General features: G+C 74.6%; 11 protein-coding genes. 6 read left to right on the forward strand and 5 right to left on the reverse strand.

Annotation, left to right across the window (positions count from 1 at the left end; translation table 11 throughout):
- Nucleotides 1-85 precede the first annotated feature (85 nt).
- Both ACFYWQ_RS02715 and ACFYWQ_RS02720 read right to left on the reverse strand, forming a co-directional pair.
- Nucleotides 86-1396, reverse strand: coding sequence for a deoxyguanosinetriphosphate triphosphohydrolase (locus tag ACFYWQ_RS02715; protein ID WP_389512097.1), 1311 nt, complete (start codon nucleotides 1394-1396; stop codon nucleotides 86-88).
- A 246-nt stretch (nucleotides 1397-1642) separates the two neighbouring features.
- Complete coding sequence (locus tag ACFYWQ_RS02720) at nucleotides 1643-2551, reverse strand: sirohydrochlorin chelatase (RefSeq protein ID WP_389512099.1); 909 nt, start codon at nucleotides 2549-2551, stop codon at nucleotides 1643-1645.
- Nucleotides 2552-2788: 237 nt separating this feature from the next.
- Between ACFYWQ_RS02720 and ACFYWQ_RS02725 the strand changes: the two genes are divergently transcribed.
- The 3 genes from ACFYWQ_RS02725 to ACFYWQ_RS02735 all read left to right on the forward strand — a co-directional run bounded on the left by ACFYWQ_RS02725 (nucleotide 2789) and on the right by ACFYWQ_RS02735 (nucleotide 6523).
- On the forward strand, nucleotides 2789-3466 hold the full coding sequence (locus ACFYWQ_RS02725) for a vancomycin high temperature exclusion protein (RefSeq protein ID WP_389512101.1): 678 nt from the start codon (nucleotides 2789-2791) through the stop codon (nucleotides 3464-3466).
- A gap of 170 nt (nucleotides 3467-3636) precedes the next feature.
- A complete protein-coding gene (locus ACFYWQ_RS02730; protein WP_389512103.1) occupies nucleotides 3637-3945 on the forward strand; it encodes a hypothetical protein in 309 nt (102 codons plus the stop codon).
- Between the two features lie 355 nt (nucleotides 3946-4300).
- Complete coding sequence (locus ACFYWQ_RS02735; protein WP_389512105.1) at nucleotides 4301-6523, forward strand: molybdopterin oxidoreductase family protein; 2223 nt, start codon at nucleotides 4301-4303, stop codon at nucleotides 6521-6523.
- A 123-nt stretch (nucleotides 6524-6646) separates the two neighbouring features.
- On the opposite strand, the gene ACFYWQ_RS02740 is transcribed toward ACFYWQ_RS02735, so the two are convergent.
- Both ACFYWQ_RS02740 and ACFYWQ_RS02745 read right to left on the reverse strand, forming a co-directional pair.
- Nucleotides 6647-8446 (reverse strand): tannase/feruloyl esterase family alpha/beta hydrolase, encoded by a 1800-nt coding sequence (locus tag ACFYWQ_RS02740; protein ID WP_389512107.1) that lies wholly within the window; start codon nucleotides 8444-8446, stop codon nucleotides 6647-6649.
- Nucleotides 8447-8710: 264 nt separating this feature from the next.
- Nucleotides 8711-10402, reverse strand: a complete 1692-nt coding sequence (locus ACFYWQ_RS02745) for a M4 family metallopeptidase (RefSeq protein ID WP_389512109.1) — start codon at nucleotides 10400-10402, stop codon at nucleotides 8711-8713.
- 131 nt (nucleotides 10403-10533) lie between these two features.
- On the opposite strand from ACFYWQ_RS02745, the gene ACFYWQ_RS02750 reads away from it, so the two are divergent.
- The 3 genes from ACFYWQ_RS02750 to ACFYWQ_RS02760 all read left to right on the forward strand — a co-directional run bounded on the left by ACFYWQ_RS02750 (nucleotide 10534) and on the right by ACFYWQ_RS02760 (nucleotide 12502).
- The gene (locus tag ACFYWQ_RS02750; RefSeq protein ID WP_389512111.1) at nucleotides 10534-10968 is read left to right on the forward strand and encodes a gamma-glutamylcyclotransferase family protein; all 435 of its coding nucleotides are present in this window, start codon (nucleotides 10534-10536) and stop codon (nucleotides 10966-10968) included.
- Between the two features lie 244 nt (nucleotides 10969-11212).
- Nucleotides 11213-11743, forward strand: coding sequence for a hypothetical protein (locus tag ACFYWQ_RS02755; protein WP_389512113.1), 531 nt, complete (start codon nucleotides 11213-11215; stop codon nucleotides 11741-11743).
- Nucleotides 11744-11860: 117 nt separating this feature from the next.
- Nucleotides 11861-12502 (forward strand): class F sortase, encoded by a 642-nt coding sequence (locus tag ACFYWQ_RS02760; protein WP_389512115.1) that lies wholly within the window; start codon nucleotides 11861-11863, stop codon nucleotides 12500-12502.
- Between the two features lie 183 nt (nucleotides 12503-12685).
- Here the strand turns inward: ACFYWQ_RS02760 and ACFYWQ_RS02765 are convergent, their stop codons facing one another.
- Nucleotides 12686-13468: a sulfite exporter TauE/SafE family protein gene (locus ACFYWQ_RS02765; RefSeq protein ID WP_389512117.1), complete on the reverse strand. Its 783-nt coding sequence runs from the start codon at nucleotides 13466-13468 to the stop codon at nucleotides 12686-12688.
- Between the last annotated feature and the right edge of the window lie 104 nt (nucleotides 13469-13572).

Genomic DNA, 13572 nt, shown 5'->3' on the forward strand with positions numbered 1-13572 from the left:
GCTTGCCGCCCCACGAGCGTCCCGCACGCACCGTGAGGGGGGAAGAGGACGTGACCCGATCAGGCCATGGACCGTCACTTATGTGTCACATGCGCCCCGTCAGTCTCGCGTGGAGGGCGCGCGCCGAGGCGTCGGTGAGGGAGGCGATCTGGTCGACGAGGACCCGCTGGCGGGCCCGGTCGTCGGGCGCCCGGTCGAACAGCGCGCGGAACTGGGGGTCGAGGCCGTCGGGGGCGCGGGCGGTGAGCGCGTCGGCCAGTTCCCTGATGACGATCCGCTGGTCGGCGCGGAGCCGGGCCTGCTCGGCCCGCTGCATGACGTACAGGTCGGCGAGGGCCTTGAGGACCGCGCACTCCAGCCGGGTCTCGCGCGGTACGACGAGCTCGGCGCGGTAGCGGGTGAGGCGGCCCGGTCCGTAGCGCGCGCGGGTGGCTGTCTCGGCGGCGAGGCAGAAGCGGCCGATGAGCTGGCTGGTGGCGTCCTTCAGCCGGGCCTGGGCGACGGCCGTGCCGTCGTAGCCGTGCGGCCACCACGGCTGGTCCTGGAGGCGGTCGAGGGCGGCGGCCAGTTCGGCCGGGTCGGTGCCGGCGGGCGCGTACCGGCGGGCGGCGACGCGGAAGACGTCCCGGCGCTCCGGCTCGGCGTGCAGGCCGGCGGGGTCGATGTGGCCGCCGTGCAGGCCGTCCTCCACGTCGTGCACCGAGTAGGCCACGTCGTCGGACCAGTCCATGACCTGGGCCTCGAAGCAGGCGCGGGTGCCGGGGGCCGTCTCGCGGACCCAGTCGAAGACGGGACGGTCGTCCTCGTAGACGCCGAACTTGGGGGACCGCGGGTCGGTGGGGTGGGCGCCGCGGGGCCAGGGGTACTTGACGGCGGCGTCGAGGGTGGCGCGGGTGAGGTTGAGGCCGACGCTGACGACGTCGTCGGGGTCCGCGGGCGAGGTGATGAACCGTTTCGGTTCGAGGCGGGTGAGGAGCCGGAGGGACTGGGCGTTGCCCTCGAAGCCGCCGCAGTCGTGGGCGAGGTCGTTCAGTACCTGCTCGCCGTTGTGGCCGAAGGGGGGATGGCCGAGGTCGTGGGAGAGGCAGGCGGCCTCGACGAGGTCGGGGTCGCAGCCGAGGGCCGCGCCCAGCTCCCGGCCGACCTGGGCGCACTCCAGGGAGTGGGTCAGACGGGTGCGGGGGGTGGCGTCCCCGGTCCGGCCGCCGGAGCCCGGGGTGACGACCTGGGTCTTGCCGGCGAGTCGGCGCAGCGCCGAGGAGTGCAGTACGCGTGCCCGGTCCCGCTGGAAGGCGGTGCGGCCCGGACGCTTGTCGTGCTCGGGGGCCCAGCGGGCCGTCGACGCGGGGTCGTAGGGGGTGGGGGGTGCGGTCTCTGTCGTGCTGGTGCCTTCCATGTCCCGACAGTACGGGTGCCCGACCGTACGGGTGAGGTGATGACGCGCGGTCGCGGAGGCGTCGGGGCGGGGGCGTGATCGCGGTCGGGCGGGTGATCGTGGTCGGGCGGGGGCGTGATGGTCGTGCGGGTGCGTGATCGTGGTCGGGCGGGTGCGGGTCGTTCGTGGCTTGTCGCGCGGTTCCCCGCGCCCCTGGGTGGGCTGCCTCGCCGTTCGTTCCCGGCGGACGCCGGTTGAGGTCTCGTGCTAAGCGGACGCCAGGTGTGGTCTCGTGCCGGCCGGGATCGCCCGTGCCTGGTCGTAGCGGTGCAGGACCAGGCGGGCCATCGCCTCGTGGGTGCCCAGGGGGGCCGAGGCGATCCAGGGGGCGGCCTCCGCGCTCTCCGTCGCGAAGCGGCCGGGGGCCGTGAAGTAGGAGGCGACCGCGATGCGGTGACGGCCCCGGGCGGTCAGGGCGCGTACGGCGGTGGGGACCGTCGGGGTGGTCGTCGTGGCGTAGGCCGGGACGACCGGGACGCCGAGGCGTGCGGCGAGCAGCTGGGCCGTGCGGCGGGTGTCGACGGCCGAGTCGGGGTCGCGGGAGCCGGCCGCCGCGAGGACGACCGCGCTGCCCCGGCGTTCGGCGTCCGTCATCCGGGTGCTCCAGCCGGCCTCGACGAGGCGGGCGTGCAGGGTGTCGACGAGCAGGGGGTGCGGGCCGAGCGGCGCGGCCACCCGGGTGTCGACGGACACGGCGGCGGCCGCCTCGGGGATGTCCCGCCCGACGTGGTAGCCGCGGCTGAGCAGGAGCGGCACGAGGACGGCCGACGCGGTGCCGTCGGCCTCCAGGCCGGCGAGGGTGTCGGCGAGCAGGGGTTCGTTCAGCTCGATGTGGCCGAGGTGCACGGGCAGCCCCGGGCGCAGCGCGCGGACGCGGTCGAGCAGGGTGCGGACGGTGCTCAGGGCGCGCGGGTCGCGGCTGCCGTGGGCGACGACGACCAGCGCGGGCGCCCCGGGGCGCCGGCGGCCGTCGAGGGAGACGAGGCCGAGCTGGCTGGTGAGCTGGTCACTGATCCGGTTCATGATGTGCGCCGTACTGTCGAGGTGGGCGCCACCGGTCAGCGGGCTGCCGGGGCGGGGGGCGGACTCGTCGTACAGGGTGGGCGACGCCGTCATGGAGCCATCCTCACGGCGGGAGGTTGCACCCCCGTTGCGCGACCGTCACGACTATTTTCCGGGGGTTCACCGCGGGGGCGGGGCGGATGTGAGGTGCGTGTGGGCGGGGCCGGGGGGCGGCGCGGGTGTGACCCGGGTGACGCGCCGGGCGCAGAACCCGATCGGCGCCGGGTGCGTCTTCCCCGGTCGGAGGCGGCCGGGGCGAACGGATCCGGCCCGGGCAGCAGGGAGCACCGCATGGAGATACGCCGACCTCGGCTGCCGCGCACCCGTACGGGGTGGCGGCGGCTGGTGCAGGGCGTGATGGGGGCGTGCGTGCTGGGGCTGCTGCCGGCCACCTGGCTGTACGTCTCCACGGCGGACCGGCTGGGCACCACGGCCGACGCGCCGCGCACCGAGGTCGCCGTCGTCTTCGGTGCCGGTCTGTGGGACGGGGAGCCGTCGCCGTATCTCGCGCACCGGCTGGACGCGGCGGCCGAGCTGTACCGCGAGGGGCGGATCGAGGTCGTGCTGGTCACCGGCGACAACAGCCGGGAGGACTACGACGAGCCGGACGCGATGCGGACCTACCTGACGGAGCACGGGGTGCCGGACGCGCGCATCGTCAGCGACTACGCGGGCTTCGACACCTGGGACTCCTGTGTGCGGGCCCGGAAGATCTTCGGGGTGGACCGCGCGGTCCTCATCAGCCAGGACTTCCACATCCGCCGGGCGGTCGCCCTGTGCCGGGCTGCGGGGGTCGAGTCGTACGGGGTCGGCGTGGCCGCCGCGCACGACGTCACCTGGTACTACGGGGGAGCCCGGGAGATCCTCGCGGCCGGGAAGGCCGCGCTGGACGTGGTGTTCGAGCCCGATCCGCGGTTCCTCGGCCCCCGGGAGACGGGGGTGGCGCGGGCGTTGGCCACGGCCGAATGAACGCGCGGACGGATACGGACATTCTCGACGGGTCGGGTTTGACGAGCGCATTTCACCCGGGGGAATGAAAAGACCCTCCCGTACTTTCTGTGACCGTCCCCTCACTTTTAGTGTCCTCGGTGTGCGGCGGCGGGTCCGGCCGTCGCCGCCCTTGGGGGAAAGGACACCTGATGACGGGACTTCGCTCGGCGTTCGTCACGGCCGTCGCGGCGGCGCTGTTCGCCGTGCCGGCGGCCATGGGGACCGCCTCGGCCACCACCGTGGACCAGCTCTCCGCGCAGGTCAGGGAACCGGGCTGCGCCAAGCTCGGCAGCTACGGCCAGTGGTGGGCGCACATCCGCAACGCCTGCGGCCACGTGATCACCGCGAGCGTCGAGGTCGACGGGTGGGACCCGTCGTGTATCCAGATCGGCCCCGGCGCGACCGAGACGATCGGTCTGGACCCGGGGGACGAGCCGTACTACGCCTACGAGTGCTGACCACCTGACCGGCGCGCGCCCGGCCCACCGGGACGCGCCACCCGACCGGCCGGGCGCGCCACCCGGCCGACCGGGCCGGGGAGGGGGGTGGTGGCGGCCGCTTCCTCCCCGGCCCGCCCCACCCCGACTCCCCGGCCCGGCCCTCCCAGCCTCTGCGCCCCCGTCCCGGCTTCCCGGCCCGGCTCGTTCCGTCCCGGCTTCCCGGGCGGGGCGTTCGACGGGGCGGTCCCCTCCCGCCCCGTCCCCGGGGGCGCCCGCGCCTCACGCCGGGCCGGCGCCCCCGGGGAGGTCACCAGCACACCGCCGTAACAGGACGCCGCACGGCGCGTAACACGGCCGAAGCACGCTGAAACGCATGCAGACCACCTCGACGCCCACCCACTGCCCGTACTGCGCCTTGCAGTGCGGGATGAATCTGTCGCCCCTGCCACAGGGGGGCGTCGAGGTGGTCGAGCGCACCGACTTCTCCGTGAACCGGGGAGCGCTGTGCGGCAAGGGCCGTACGGCGCCGCAGGTGCTGTCCCCGAGCGTCCGCCTGACCTCCCCGTTGGTGCGCTCCGGCGGCACGCTGCGGCCCGCCTCCTGGGACGAGGCGCTCGACCGGATCGCCGGCGAACTGTCCCGGGTGCGCGCCGCGCACGGGCCGGACGCGCTCGGGGTGTTCGGCGGGGGCGGGCTGACCAACGAGAAGGCGTACACGCTCGGCAAGTTCGCCCGGGTCGCGCTGGGCACCTCGCAGATCGACTACAACGGGCGCTTCTGCATGTCGTCCGCGGCGGCCGCCGGGACGAAGGCCTTCGGCCTGGACCGCGGGCTGCCCTTCCCGCTGGAGGACGTCCCGCGGACGGGGTGCGTGATCCTCGTCGGCTCGAACCTCGCGGAGACCATGCCGCCGTCGCTGCGCTTCTTCAACGAGCTGCGGGAGAACGGCGGCACCCTGATCGTCGTCGACCCGCGCCGCACCAGGACCGCCGAGCAGGCCGACCTGCACCTGATGCCCCGCCCCGGCACCGACCTCGCCCTCGCCCTCGGTCTGCTGCACCTGGTGGTCGCCGAGGGCCGCGTCGACGAGGAGTACGTACGGCAGCGGACGACCGGCTGGGAGGACGCGCGGGCCGCGGCGATGGCCCACTGGCCGGAGTACGTGGAGCGGATCACGGGCGTGTCCGTCCCCCAGCTCCGCGAGACCGTACGGCTGTTCTGCGAGCCCGAGGCCGCGATGGTGCTGACGGCCCGCGGGCCCGAGCAGCAGGCCAAGGGCACCGACACCGTGGGCGCCTGGATCAACCTGTGCCTGGCCACCGGACGGGCCGGACGCCCGCTGTCCGGCTACGGCTGCCTGACCGGCCAGGGCAACGGGCAGGGCGGACGCGAGCACGGCCAGAAGGCCGACCAGCTGCCCGGCTACCGCAAGCTGGACGACCCGGCGGCGCGGCGTCACGTGGCCGAGGTGTGGGGCGTGGACCCGGCCTCGCTGCCCGGCCCCGGGCGCAGCGCCTACGAGCTGCTGGACGCGCTGGGCACGGAGGTGCGGTCGCTGCTGCTGATGGGGTCCAACCCGGTGGTGTCCGCGCCGCGCGCCGCGCACGTCGAGGAGCGGCTGCGGTCGCTGGAGTTCCTGGCGGTCTGCGACGTCGTGCTGTCGGAGACCGCGGCACTCGCGGACGTGGTCCTGCCGGTGACCCAGTGGGCGGAGGAGACCGGGACCACGACCAGCCTGGAGGGGCGGGTGCTGCTGCGGCGGCAGGCCCTCACCCCGCCCGAGGGCGTGCGCAGCGACCTGGAGGTCCTGCACGGGCTGGCCGCCCGGCTGGGCGTGGAGAAGGGGTTCCCGACCGATCCCGAGGAGGTCTTCGAGGAACTGCGCCGGGCCACCGCGGGCGCGCCCGCCGACTACTCCGGGATCACCTACCGGCGGCTGGCCGAGGAGAACGGGGTGTTCTGGCCCTGCCCGGCGGGCGGCGGCACGGACGACAGCGAGGACGCCGCGCTCGACAGCGAGGACGCCTCACTCGACGCGGACACCGACGACCCCGCACGGGACGCCGACGATCTCGCACGGGACGCCGACGACCCCGCTCGGGACGACGGCTCCCGGGCGGCCGTCCACCCCGGCACGCCCCGCCTCTTCCTCGACCGGTTCGCCACCCCGGACGGCCGGGCCCGCTTCGTGCCCGTCTCGCACCGGCCCGCCGCCGAGGAGCCCGACGACGAGTACCCCGTCCTGCTCACCACCGGCCGGGTCGTCGCCCAGTACCAGTCCGGGGCCCAGACCCGGCGCGTGGACGAGCTGAACGCCGCCGCGCCCGGCCCGTTCGTGGAACTGCACCCCCGGCTCGCCGACCGGCTGGGCGCCGCCGAGGGCGATCCGGTGGCGGTGGTCTCGCGGCGGGGCCGCGCGGTGGCACCGGCCCGCATCACCACCGGCATCCGCCCCGACACCGTCTTCATGCCCTTCCACTGGCCGGGCGAGGGCCGCGCCAACACCCTGACCAACCCGGCCCTGGACCCGACGTCACGCATGCCGGAGTTCAAGGTGTGCGCGGTGCGGGTGGAGGCCGTGGGGCCACAGCCGTAGCCGCGGCCCCAGGGGAGGGACGGGGGCCGGGACCACGGCAGGAGGCCGGAAGGACCACGGACCAGGGCCGGTGCCCCACGGGGGGACACCGTCCCTGGTCCGTTCTTGCCCTGGGCGGAGCCGCTACGCGCCGCTCGCCCGTGCCGTCAGCCAGGTCCGGCTCGGACGGCACTCCAGCTTGCCGTCGACCACCCGGCACCAGGTCTGGTAGCCGTGGGAGTAGAGACGGGCGCCGAGCCAGTCGTAGTCGTCGGCTCCGGTCACGGCGTCGCCGCGCGTCGACGGCGTGTACGCGACGAAGTTGGCGGCGTCGTCGACGCTTCCCGTGCCGTCGTAGCGCGCGACCTGGGGGTAGGGGTACACCGGGCGGGTGCGCGTCACGGTCCCGTCGGAGGAGACATTGGACGCGACGATCTTCCCCGGCCGGGTGGCGCTCTCCGCCCAGGCCATGACCGGCGTGAGGACGTCGAAGGTGTTCGGGCCGTCACCGCCGCCGCAGTGCGCCACCCCGGGGAACATGTACAGCTCGGCGAACCGGTCGACCGTGCTCGCGCCCATCGTCTCGCGCAGGGCGTCGTAGTACGCCAGCGTGCCCTGCGGGGAGATGTGCTGGTCGTTCCAGCCGTGCCACAGCAGCAGCTTGCCGCCGCTCTCACGGAAGGCGCCGAGGTCGGGGTCCGTCGCGGAGAGGTACGCGGAGGACTGGACGGTGTTCCAGAACGACTCGGCCGTGAACTCCAGGTCGGAGAGCTGGAAGCCGGGGTCCGGGGCGTTGGTGTAGGCGAGGTAGCGGGCGAAGGACGTCACGAAGTTCTCGCTGGCCACGGTCTGGCCCTGGGCGGTGGGGACGAACAGCGTCCACTCCAGCTCCGAGCCCCACTCGTGCGAGATGGCGATCTCCAGGCGGTTGCCCTGCGCGTCCGTGGCGCCGTCGTGCAGCCGCTGGACCACGCCGGCCTGCGCCGCGGTCAGACACGTCGACGTGTCCTGGCCCGACGCGCACACCAGGGTCCGCGGGTCGAAGTCGCAGCGGCGCGGGTCGTCGAGGAGACCGTCCGTCACGCCGTCCAGCGCGTCGCAGGCGTCGAGCACGGCCCGGTGGATCAGGGGCAGCTTGTCGGCGAGCAGGATGTAGTCGCCGTTCTCGTCCTTGTTGGTGAGCACGTTCCAGGCGTGGTGGAAGGTGTTCTGGACGACCATGTTGTTGGCGGGCGCTCCGGCGGCGATGCCGTCGAAGTCGTCCGGGTAGCGCTGCGCCTCCATCAGCGCCTCACGGCCGCCGTCCGAGCAGCCGGTGAAGTACGAGTAGGCGGGCCGCTGGCCGTAGAACCGCTTGATGACCGCCTTGGCGACCTGGGCGGTGACGTGGACGCCCCGGTAGGCGAAGTCGATCTGCGCCTGCGGGTCCAGGGCCCAGGAGCCGTCGTTCTGGCCCTGGTGGCCCATGTCGGTGGTGGCGCTGGCGACCGTGCCGTCCTGGACGACGGGACAGGTGGAGGCCTGGCCGTAGTTGATGGAGGCGGTGCCGCACAGGCCGCCGCAGCCGGTCTGGACGTAGCGCTGCGTCCAGCCCTCGACGGGCAGGCGCAGGACGATGGTGTTCGCCGGGGCGACGGTGCCCTGCACCTCGCAGTAGGGGGCGGCCGCACCGGTGGTCACGACCTTCGCGGACCGGATCGTGACCGCCGCGTCGGTGACCCCGTCCAGGTCGAGACCGGTCACGTCGGCGCAGGCCCGTACGGGCTTGACCGCGGGCAGCTTCTCCAGTCCGTCCGCCGTGTACACGCGGCGGGTCTGCGGGGCCGCGGCGGATCCCGCGGCACTGACCGGTACCAGCACTGCCGCGAGCAGCGTGGCCGCGCAGGCGCCGGCGACCGCTCTCGCTCTGCCACGGACGAGTGACCGTCCGAAGGACCAGCGCATGGGTTCCCCTCTCGTATGGGTGCTTCGCTCGGGGCGAGCGATGGTGCTTCGAGGCGGTAGCGTCATTCACGTCGGCGATATCGTCAACAATTTGCGCAACAATTGGGTCGGGATTCACGAGCCCCGCACACCTCCTGGGCCCCGGCCATCGCACCCCTCCCGAGCCTCGGACGCCGCCCCGGGCCTCGGACGCCGCACGGCGCAGGCCGGCACCCCGTCCGGGGCACCGGCCTGCGCCGTGTCGTCTCGTCCGTACGGAGGCGGTCAGGTGACGTTGACCGCGTTCCAGGCCGCCGCCACCGCCTCCTGCTCGGTGCTGCCGGCGCCGTAGAGGTCGCGGGCCGCGGCGAGGGTGGCGGTGCGGGCGCCCGCGTAGTCCGTCGAGGACGTCATGTACACCGTCAGCGCCCGGTACCAGATGCTGCCGAGCTTGTCCCGGCCGATGCCCGTCACCGTGGAGCCGTCGAAGGTCGGCGAGTCGTAGGAGACGCCGTTGACGGTGCTGGCGCCGCTGCCCTCCGCCAGCAGGAACGCGAAGTGGTTGGCGACGCCCGAGGAGTAGTGCACGTCGAGGTCGCCCACCGTGCTGCTCCAGTAGTCGGCGGAGCTGCCGTCCCTGGACGGCCGGTCCATGAAGCGCAGGGCGTCCCGGCCGAAGCCGGAGCGCACGATCTTCTCGCCGATCAGGTAGTCGCCGGGGTCGGAGGCGTTGCCGGCGTGGAACTCCACGAGCGTGCCGAGGATGTCGGAGGTCGCCTCGTTCAGACCGCCGGACTCGCCGGAGTAGGCCAGGTTCGCCGTCGCGGAGGTCACGCCGTGGGTCATCTCGTGGCCGGCCACGTCCAGCGACACCAGCGGGCCGAGCTGCGTGCCGTCACCGTCGCCGTACGTCATGCAGAAGCAACTGTCGTCCCAGAAGGCGTTGTTGTAGCCGTTGCCGTAGTGGACGCGGTTGTAGGAGCCCTTGCCGTCGCCCGCGATGCCGTTGCGGCCGTGGACCTCCTGGTAGTAGTCCCAGGTCATGTCCGTGCCGTACTGGGCGTCGACGGCGGCCGTCGCGCGGTCGGCGGCCGCGCCCGTGCCCCAGTGGTTGTCGGCGTCCGTGAAGACGGTCGAGGGGGCGCGGCTGACGCAGACGCCGAGGACGCACAGGTCGGTGCGGCCCGCGGCGTCACCGGTGTACGTGTTGCCGCGGGTGGGGTCCTTGAGCTGGTACGCCGAGCCGGACGGGGTCGTCTCCAGCGGGACCGTGCCGCCGTACAGGGACTGCCCGTCGCCCGTCGCGGACTCCAGGGTGTCCCAGGCGTCGATCTCGGCGCCGGTCGCCGCGTCGGTCAGCACGGCGCGGGCGACCGGGTTGCCGAGGGCGTCCAGGGCGGCGACCTCCGTCCGCCAGGCCAGCCGCGGGGCGCCGTGCAGGGCGTCGACGACCAGGCGGGGCTCGGCGGTGAGCTGCTTCAGGGTCTCGTCGAGGTGGACGGCGCGCAGGGCGTCGGCGGCGGCGTCGGCGGCCTTCGGGGCGGGGAGCGCGGGGGTGACGGTGGAGAGGGAGACCGTGCCGCGCGTCGCCCGGTCCGCGCCGCGGTACGTGCCGTCGGGGGCGAGATGCACCACGAAGTCCCCGCCCAGCACGGGGAGTCGGCGGTAGGTGCGGTCGTACCGGACGTGCTGGGCGCCGTCCGGGTCGACGACGACGTCCCGGACGGAGGTGTCCTGGGCGGCGGTCAGTCCCAGGCTCGCGGCGTGCGCGGCCAGGGCCGAGGCCGCGTTGCCGATCGCGGTGGCCCGGTCCGGGCGGTCCGCCGCGCCGGCGGCGGCAGCGGCGGCGGGGGCGCCGCCGGTGGGGGTGGCGGCGGTCGCGGGGGTGAGGGCGGCGGCCAGGAGGGCGGCCGTGGTGGCGGCGATGCCTGCGGTGGTGAGACGGGAGCCTCGGGCGTGCTGCCGTATCCGGCGCATCGGTCTCCTCAGGAAGGCGCCAGGGGCGCGTGGGGGGTGGCGCTGACGTGGTCCTGAGATTCAAGAGGCCGCGGACATGTCATGTCCATAGCGCTCACGTGCGGGAGCGGTGAGAGGAGAGAATCGTTTCCGTGAGCGTTTCGGAACTGCCCTTCTTCGTCTACGGCACCCTGCGCCCCGGCGAGGTCAACCACGGCCTCCTGCTGCACGGCCGCACCCTCGCCGAGGAGCCCGCCCGCCTCCGCGGCGCGGTGCTCTACGACGGCCCCGGCTACCCGTACGCCGTGGAGGAGTCCGGCGGGCTCGTCACCGGAGACCTCGTCACCGCGCTCCCCCGGTTCTACGAGCGCCTCCTCGCCGACCTGGACCGCCTGGAGGAGTACCGGCCGGGCGACCCGCGCAACCTGTACGAGCGGGTGGCCCGGGAGGTGCTCCCGGGCGGCGCCGGACGACCGGTGCGGGCCTGGGTGTACGTCGCCGCGCCCGGCGTGGCGGCCCGGCTGAGGACGCACGGCGAGCCGATCCCGGGCGGGGAGTGGAGGGGGCGCGGCGGGACCGTGCGGTGAGGCCGGTCACCCGTTCACACCCTCGTCCCGCGGTTTTCCGCGAGACACCCGTCGCACGGCGGTGACCTGCCCGAACGCCCCGGCGGTCACCCGTCCCGCCCCCCGTTCACCTCATGTCCCGACGCTCTCCCGACAAGCGCGTTCGCACCGCCGGGACTTACCTCGTAAGGGCAGGGACGCGACCGACGCAGCGGCACATGGGGATGCCGCCGGCCGTGCCCTGGACGAGCTCGGAGGAGCACCGATGCGACGTACCGCCGTCCGTCTGCTGACCGGCAGCGTGTTCGCCGTGGCCGCCGCGGGCGCCGTCGCCGCGCCCGCCTGGGCCGCCGGCAGCGGCACCGGCCGGCTGGAGGTGTCCCCCTCCAGCGTGGTGCCGGGAGACGAGGTCACCGTGGAGACGGCGGCGTGCGGGTCCCCGCCGACGGCGGCGGGCGACGCCGGCGCGGTGGGCGCCGGGCGCTTCACACTGGCGCCCGGCGCGCGGGAGAGCGAGGCGGTCGGGCGGTTCCGGGTGCCGCCGAGCGCGCAGCCGGGCACGTACGAGATCGTCGCGGAGTGCGCCGCGGACGGGCGGAAGGTCACCGGGGACCTGGTGGTGACGCTGACGGCCGTGCCGCAGCAGGTGTATCCGCGGGGAAGCGTGAAGACGGGGGTCGGCGGCGCACTGGGCCCCGATCCCGTGCAGACCGCGGCCGGTGTGGCGGCTCTCGCCGTCGCCGCCGCGGGCGGTACCTGGCTCCTGCATCGCCGGGCGAGAGGCGACGGGATCTGACGGACACCCTCCGCTGTCCGTCGGCCGGTACCGCATGTCCCCTCCCCCTCCGGGTCCGACGCCCCTCGCGGCCCGGAGGGGGCACGGGGGCCTCCGTCCACGAGAGGAGCGCTTCGCATGCGCAGGGTCGGCAACTCCGCGATAGCGGCCGTCACCGCGGTCGCCCTCTGCTCGGGTGCGTGGCTGCTGCACAGCGGCGCCGGCACGCACGCCCCGCCGCGGCCGTCCGCGGCCCAGGCCCACCCGGACCGCGCCGACCCGCACTCCGCGCCCGTGCCCGCGCCCGCTCCCCCGCTGCCGCCCTCCCCGCCCGACCGCGTCCGCATCCCGTCCCTGCGCGTCGACGCCCCCCTCATGGGCCTGGGACTGACCGCCTCCGGCAGCCTCGACGTACCGCCCGCCGAGGACGACGACCTCGCCGGCTGGTACGAGTCCGGCACCACCCCCGGCGAGACCGGCACCGCGATCGTCGCCGGCCACGTCGACACCGCCGACGGCCCCGCCGTCTTCTACGACCTCGGCGCCCTGGAGCGGGGCGCCACGATCGAGGTCGACCGGCGCGACGGCACGGTCGCGGTGTTCACCGTGGACGCGGTCGAGATGTACGACGCGCGCGACTTCCCCGACACGACGGTGTACGGCGCGGCGAAGCGCCCGGAACTGCGCGTCATCACCTGCGGCGGCGGCTACTCCCGCACCACCGGCTACCAGGCGAACGTGGTGGTCTTCGCCCACCTGACGGACAGTCGCGCGGGCTGACCGGGGGGCGGCCGCCGCCGGGGGCCGGAGGAACGCCCGCCGCCGAGGTGCCGGCCAGGCGCCCTGCGGCGGGGTGCCGGAGGGCGTCCGCAGCCGAGGCGCCGGGGGGACGACCGGCGGCCAAGTACCGCACCTAAGACGGCAATTGCCCGGAGGAGGCCGCAGGAGCGCCCACCGTGGACGTCACGCCCACCACTGCTCGTACGCCAGGTTCGCCACCAGCGCGAACACCACCGTCAGCAGCACGACGCGCACGAAGCCGCTGCCCTTCTTCAGCGCCGTCCGGGCCCCCAGCATGCCGCCCGCCAGGTTGAACACGGCCATCAGTGCCGCCAGTTGCCACAGCACGGCCCCCTGCCAGGCGAACATCGCGAGGGCGCCGGCGTTGGTGCAGCAGTTGACGATCTTGGCGGTGGCGGAGGCGGTCACCAGGTCGTGGTGGAGCACGGCGGTCAGCGCCAGGACGAGGAAGGTGCCGGTGCCGGGGCCGACGAGACCGTCGTAGAAGCCGATGCCGAGGCCCGCGAGGCCGATCGCGGCGAGGATCCGGCGCGGTCCGGCCGGTCCGGTCGCGGGGGCCGTGCCGAACGCGGGGCGCAGGATGACGAAGGCGGCCACTCCCAGCAGCACCACCATGATGACCGGCTTGAGCACGTCGGTGCTCATCCCGGCCGCGAAGAACGCCCCCGCCGACGACCCGGCGAGCGCGGCGAGCCCGATCCGGACGGCCGTCCCCACGTCGACCGGCGCCCGGCGGGCGTACGTGACCGCCGCCCCGGCGGTGCCCACGATGGCCACCGCCTTGTTGGTGCCGAGCGCGTGCGCGGCCGGGCTGCCGGCCGGCAGGCCGAGCAGGAGCGCCGGGAGCAGCAGCAGCCCGCCGCCGCCGACCACGGCGTCGATCCAGCCGGCCGCGAGGGCGGCGACACAGAGGACGGCCACCATGGTCATGGATATGTCGGGCATGGACGCGACCCTACGGGGCCGGATACATGTCCCGTCCACCGATCTGAGCAGGTCCTGAGGTTGCGGACCCCTCCGGCGCACCCGCGTCCCTTGTCCTCACCGCC

It is taken from the genome of Streptomyces sp. NPDC003247, from assembly GCF_042888135.1.
GTDB lineage: Bacteria > Actinomycetota > Actinomycetes > Streptomycetales > Streptomycetaceae > Streptomyces.

What these genes read in the sequence shown, in the direction of transcription:
- ACFYWQ_RS02720 (WP_389512099.1), bottom strand. Translation starts at nt 2,551, where the DNA reads ATGACGGCGTCGCCCACCCTGTACGACGAGTCCGCCCCCCGCCCCGGC.
- ACFYWQ_RS02755 (WP_389512113.1), top strand. Translation starts at nt 11,213, where the DNA reads ATGCGACGTACCGCCGTCCGTCTGCTGACCGGCAGCGTGTTCGCCGTG.
- ACFYWQ_RS02745 (WP_389512109.1), bottom strand. Translation starts at nt 10,402, where the DNA reads ATGCGCCGGATACGGCAGCACGCCCGAGGCTCCCGTCTCACCACCGCA.
- ACFYWQ_RS02760 (WP_389512115.1), top strand. Translation starts at nt 11,861, where the DNA reads ATGCGCAGGGTCGGCAACTCCGCGATAGCGGCCGTCACCGCGGTCGCC.
- ACFYWQ_RS02715 (WP_389512097.1), bottom strand. Translation starts at nt 1,396, where the DNA reads ATGGAAGGCACCAGCACGACAGAGACCGCACCCCCCACCCCCTACGAC.
- ACFYWQ_RS02730 (WP_389512103.1), top strand. Translation starts at nt 3,637, where the DNA reads ATGACGGGACTTCGCTCGGCGTTCGTCACGGCCGTCGCGGCGGCGCTG.
- ACFYWQ_RS02725 (WP_389512101.1), top strand. Translation starts at nt 2,789, where the DNA reads ATGGAGATACGCCGACCTCGGCTGCCGCGCACCCGTACGGGGTGGCGG.
- ACFYWQ_RS02765 (WP_389512117.1), bottom strand. Translation starts at nt 13,468, where the DNA reads ATGCCCGACATATCCATGACCATGGTGGCCGTCCTCTGTGTCGCCGCC.
- ACFYWQ_RS02740 (WP_389512107.1), bottom strand. Translation starts at nt 8,446, where the DNA reads ATGCGCTGGTCCTTCGGACGGTCACTCGTCCGTGGCAGAGCGAGAGCG.
- ACFYWQ_RS02735 (WP_389512105.1), top strand. Translation starts at nt 4,301, where the DNA reads ATGCAGACCACCTCGACGCCCACCCACTGCCCGTACTGCGCCTTGCAG.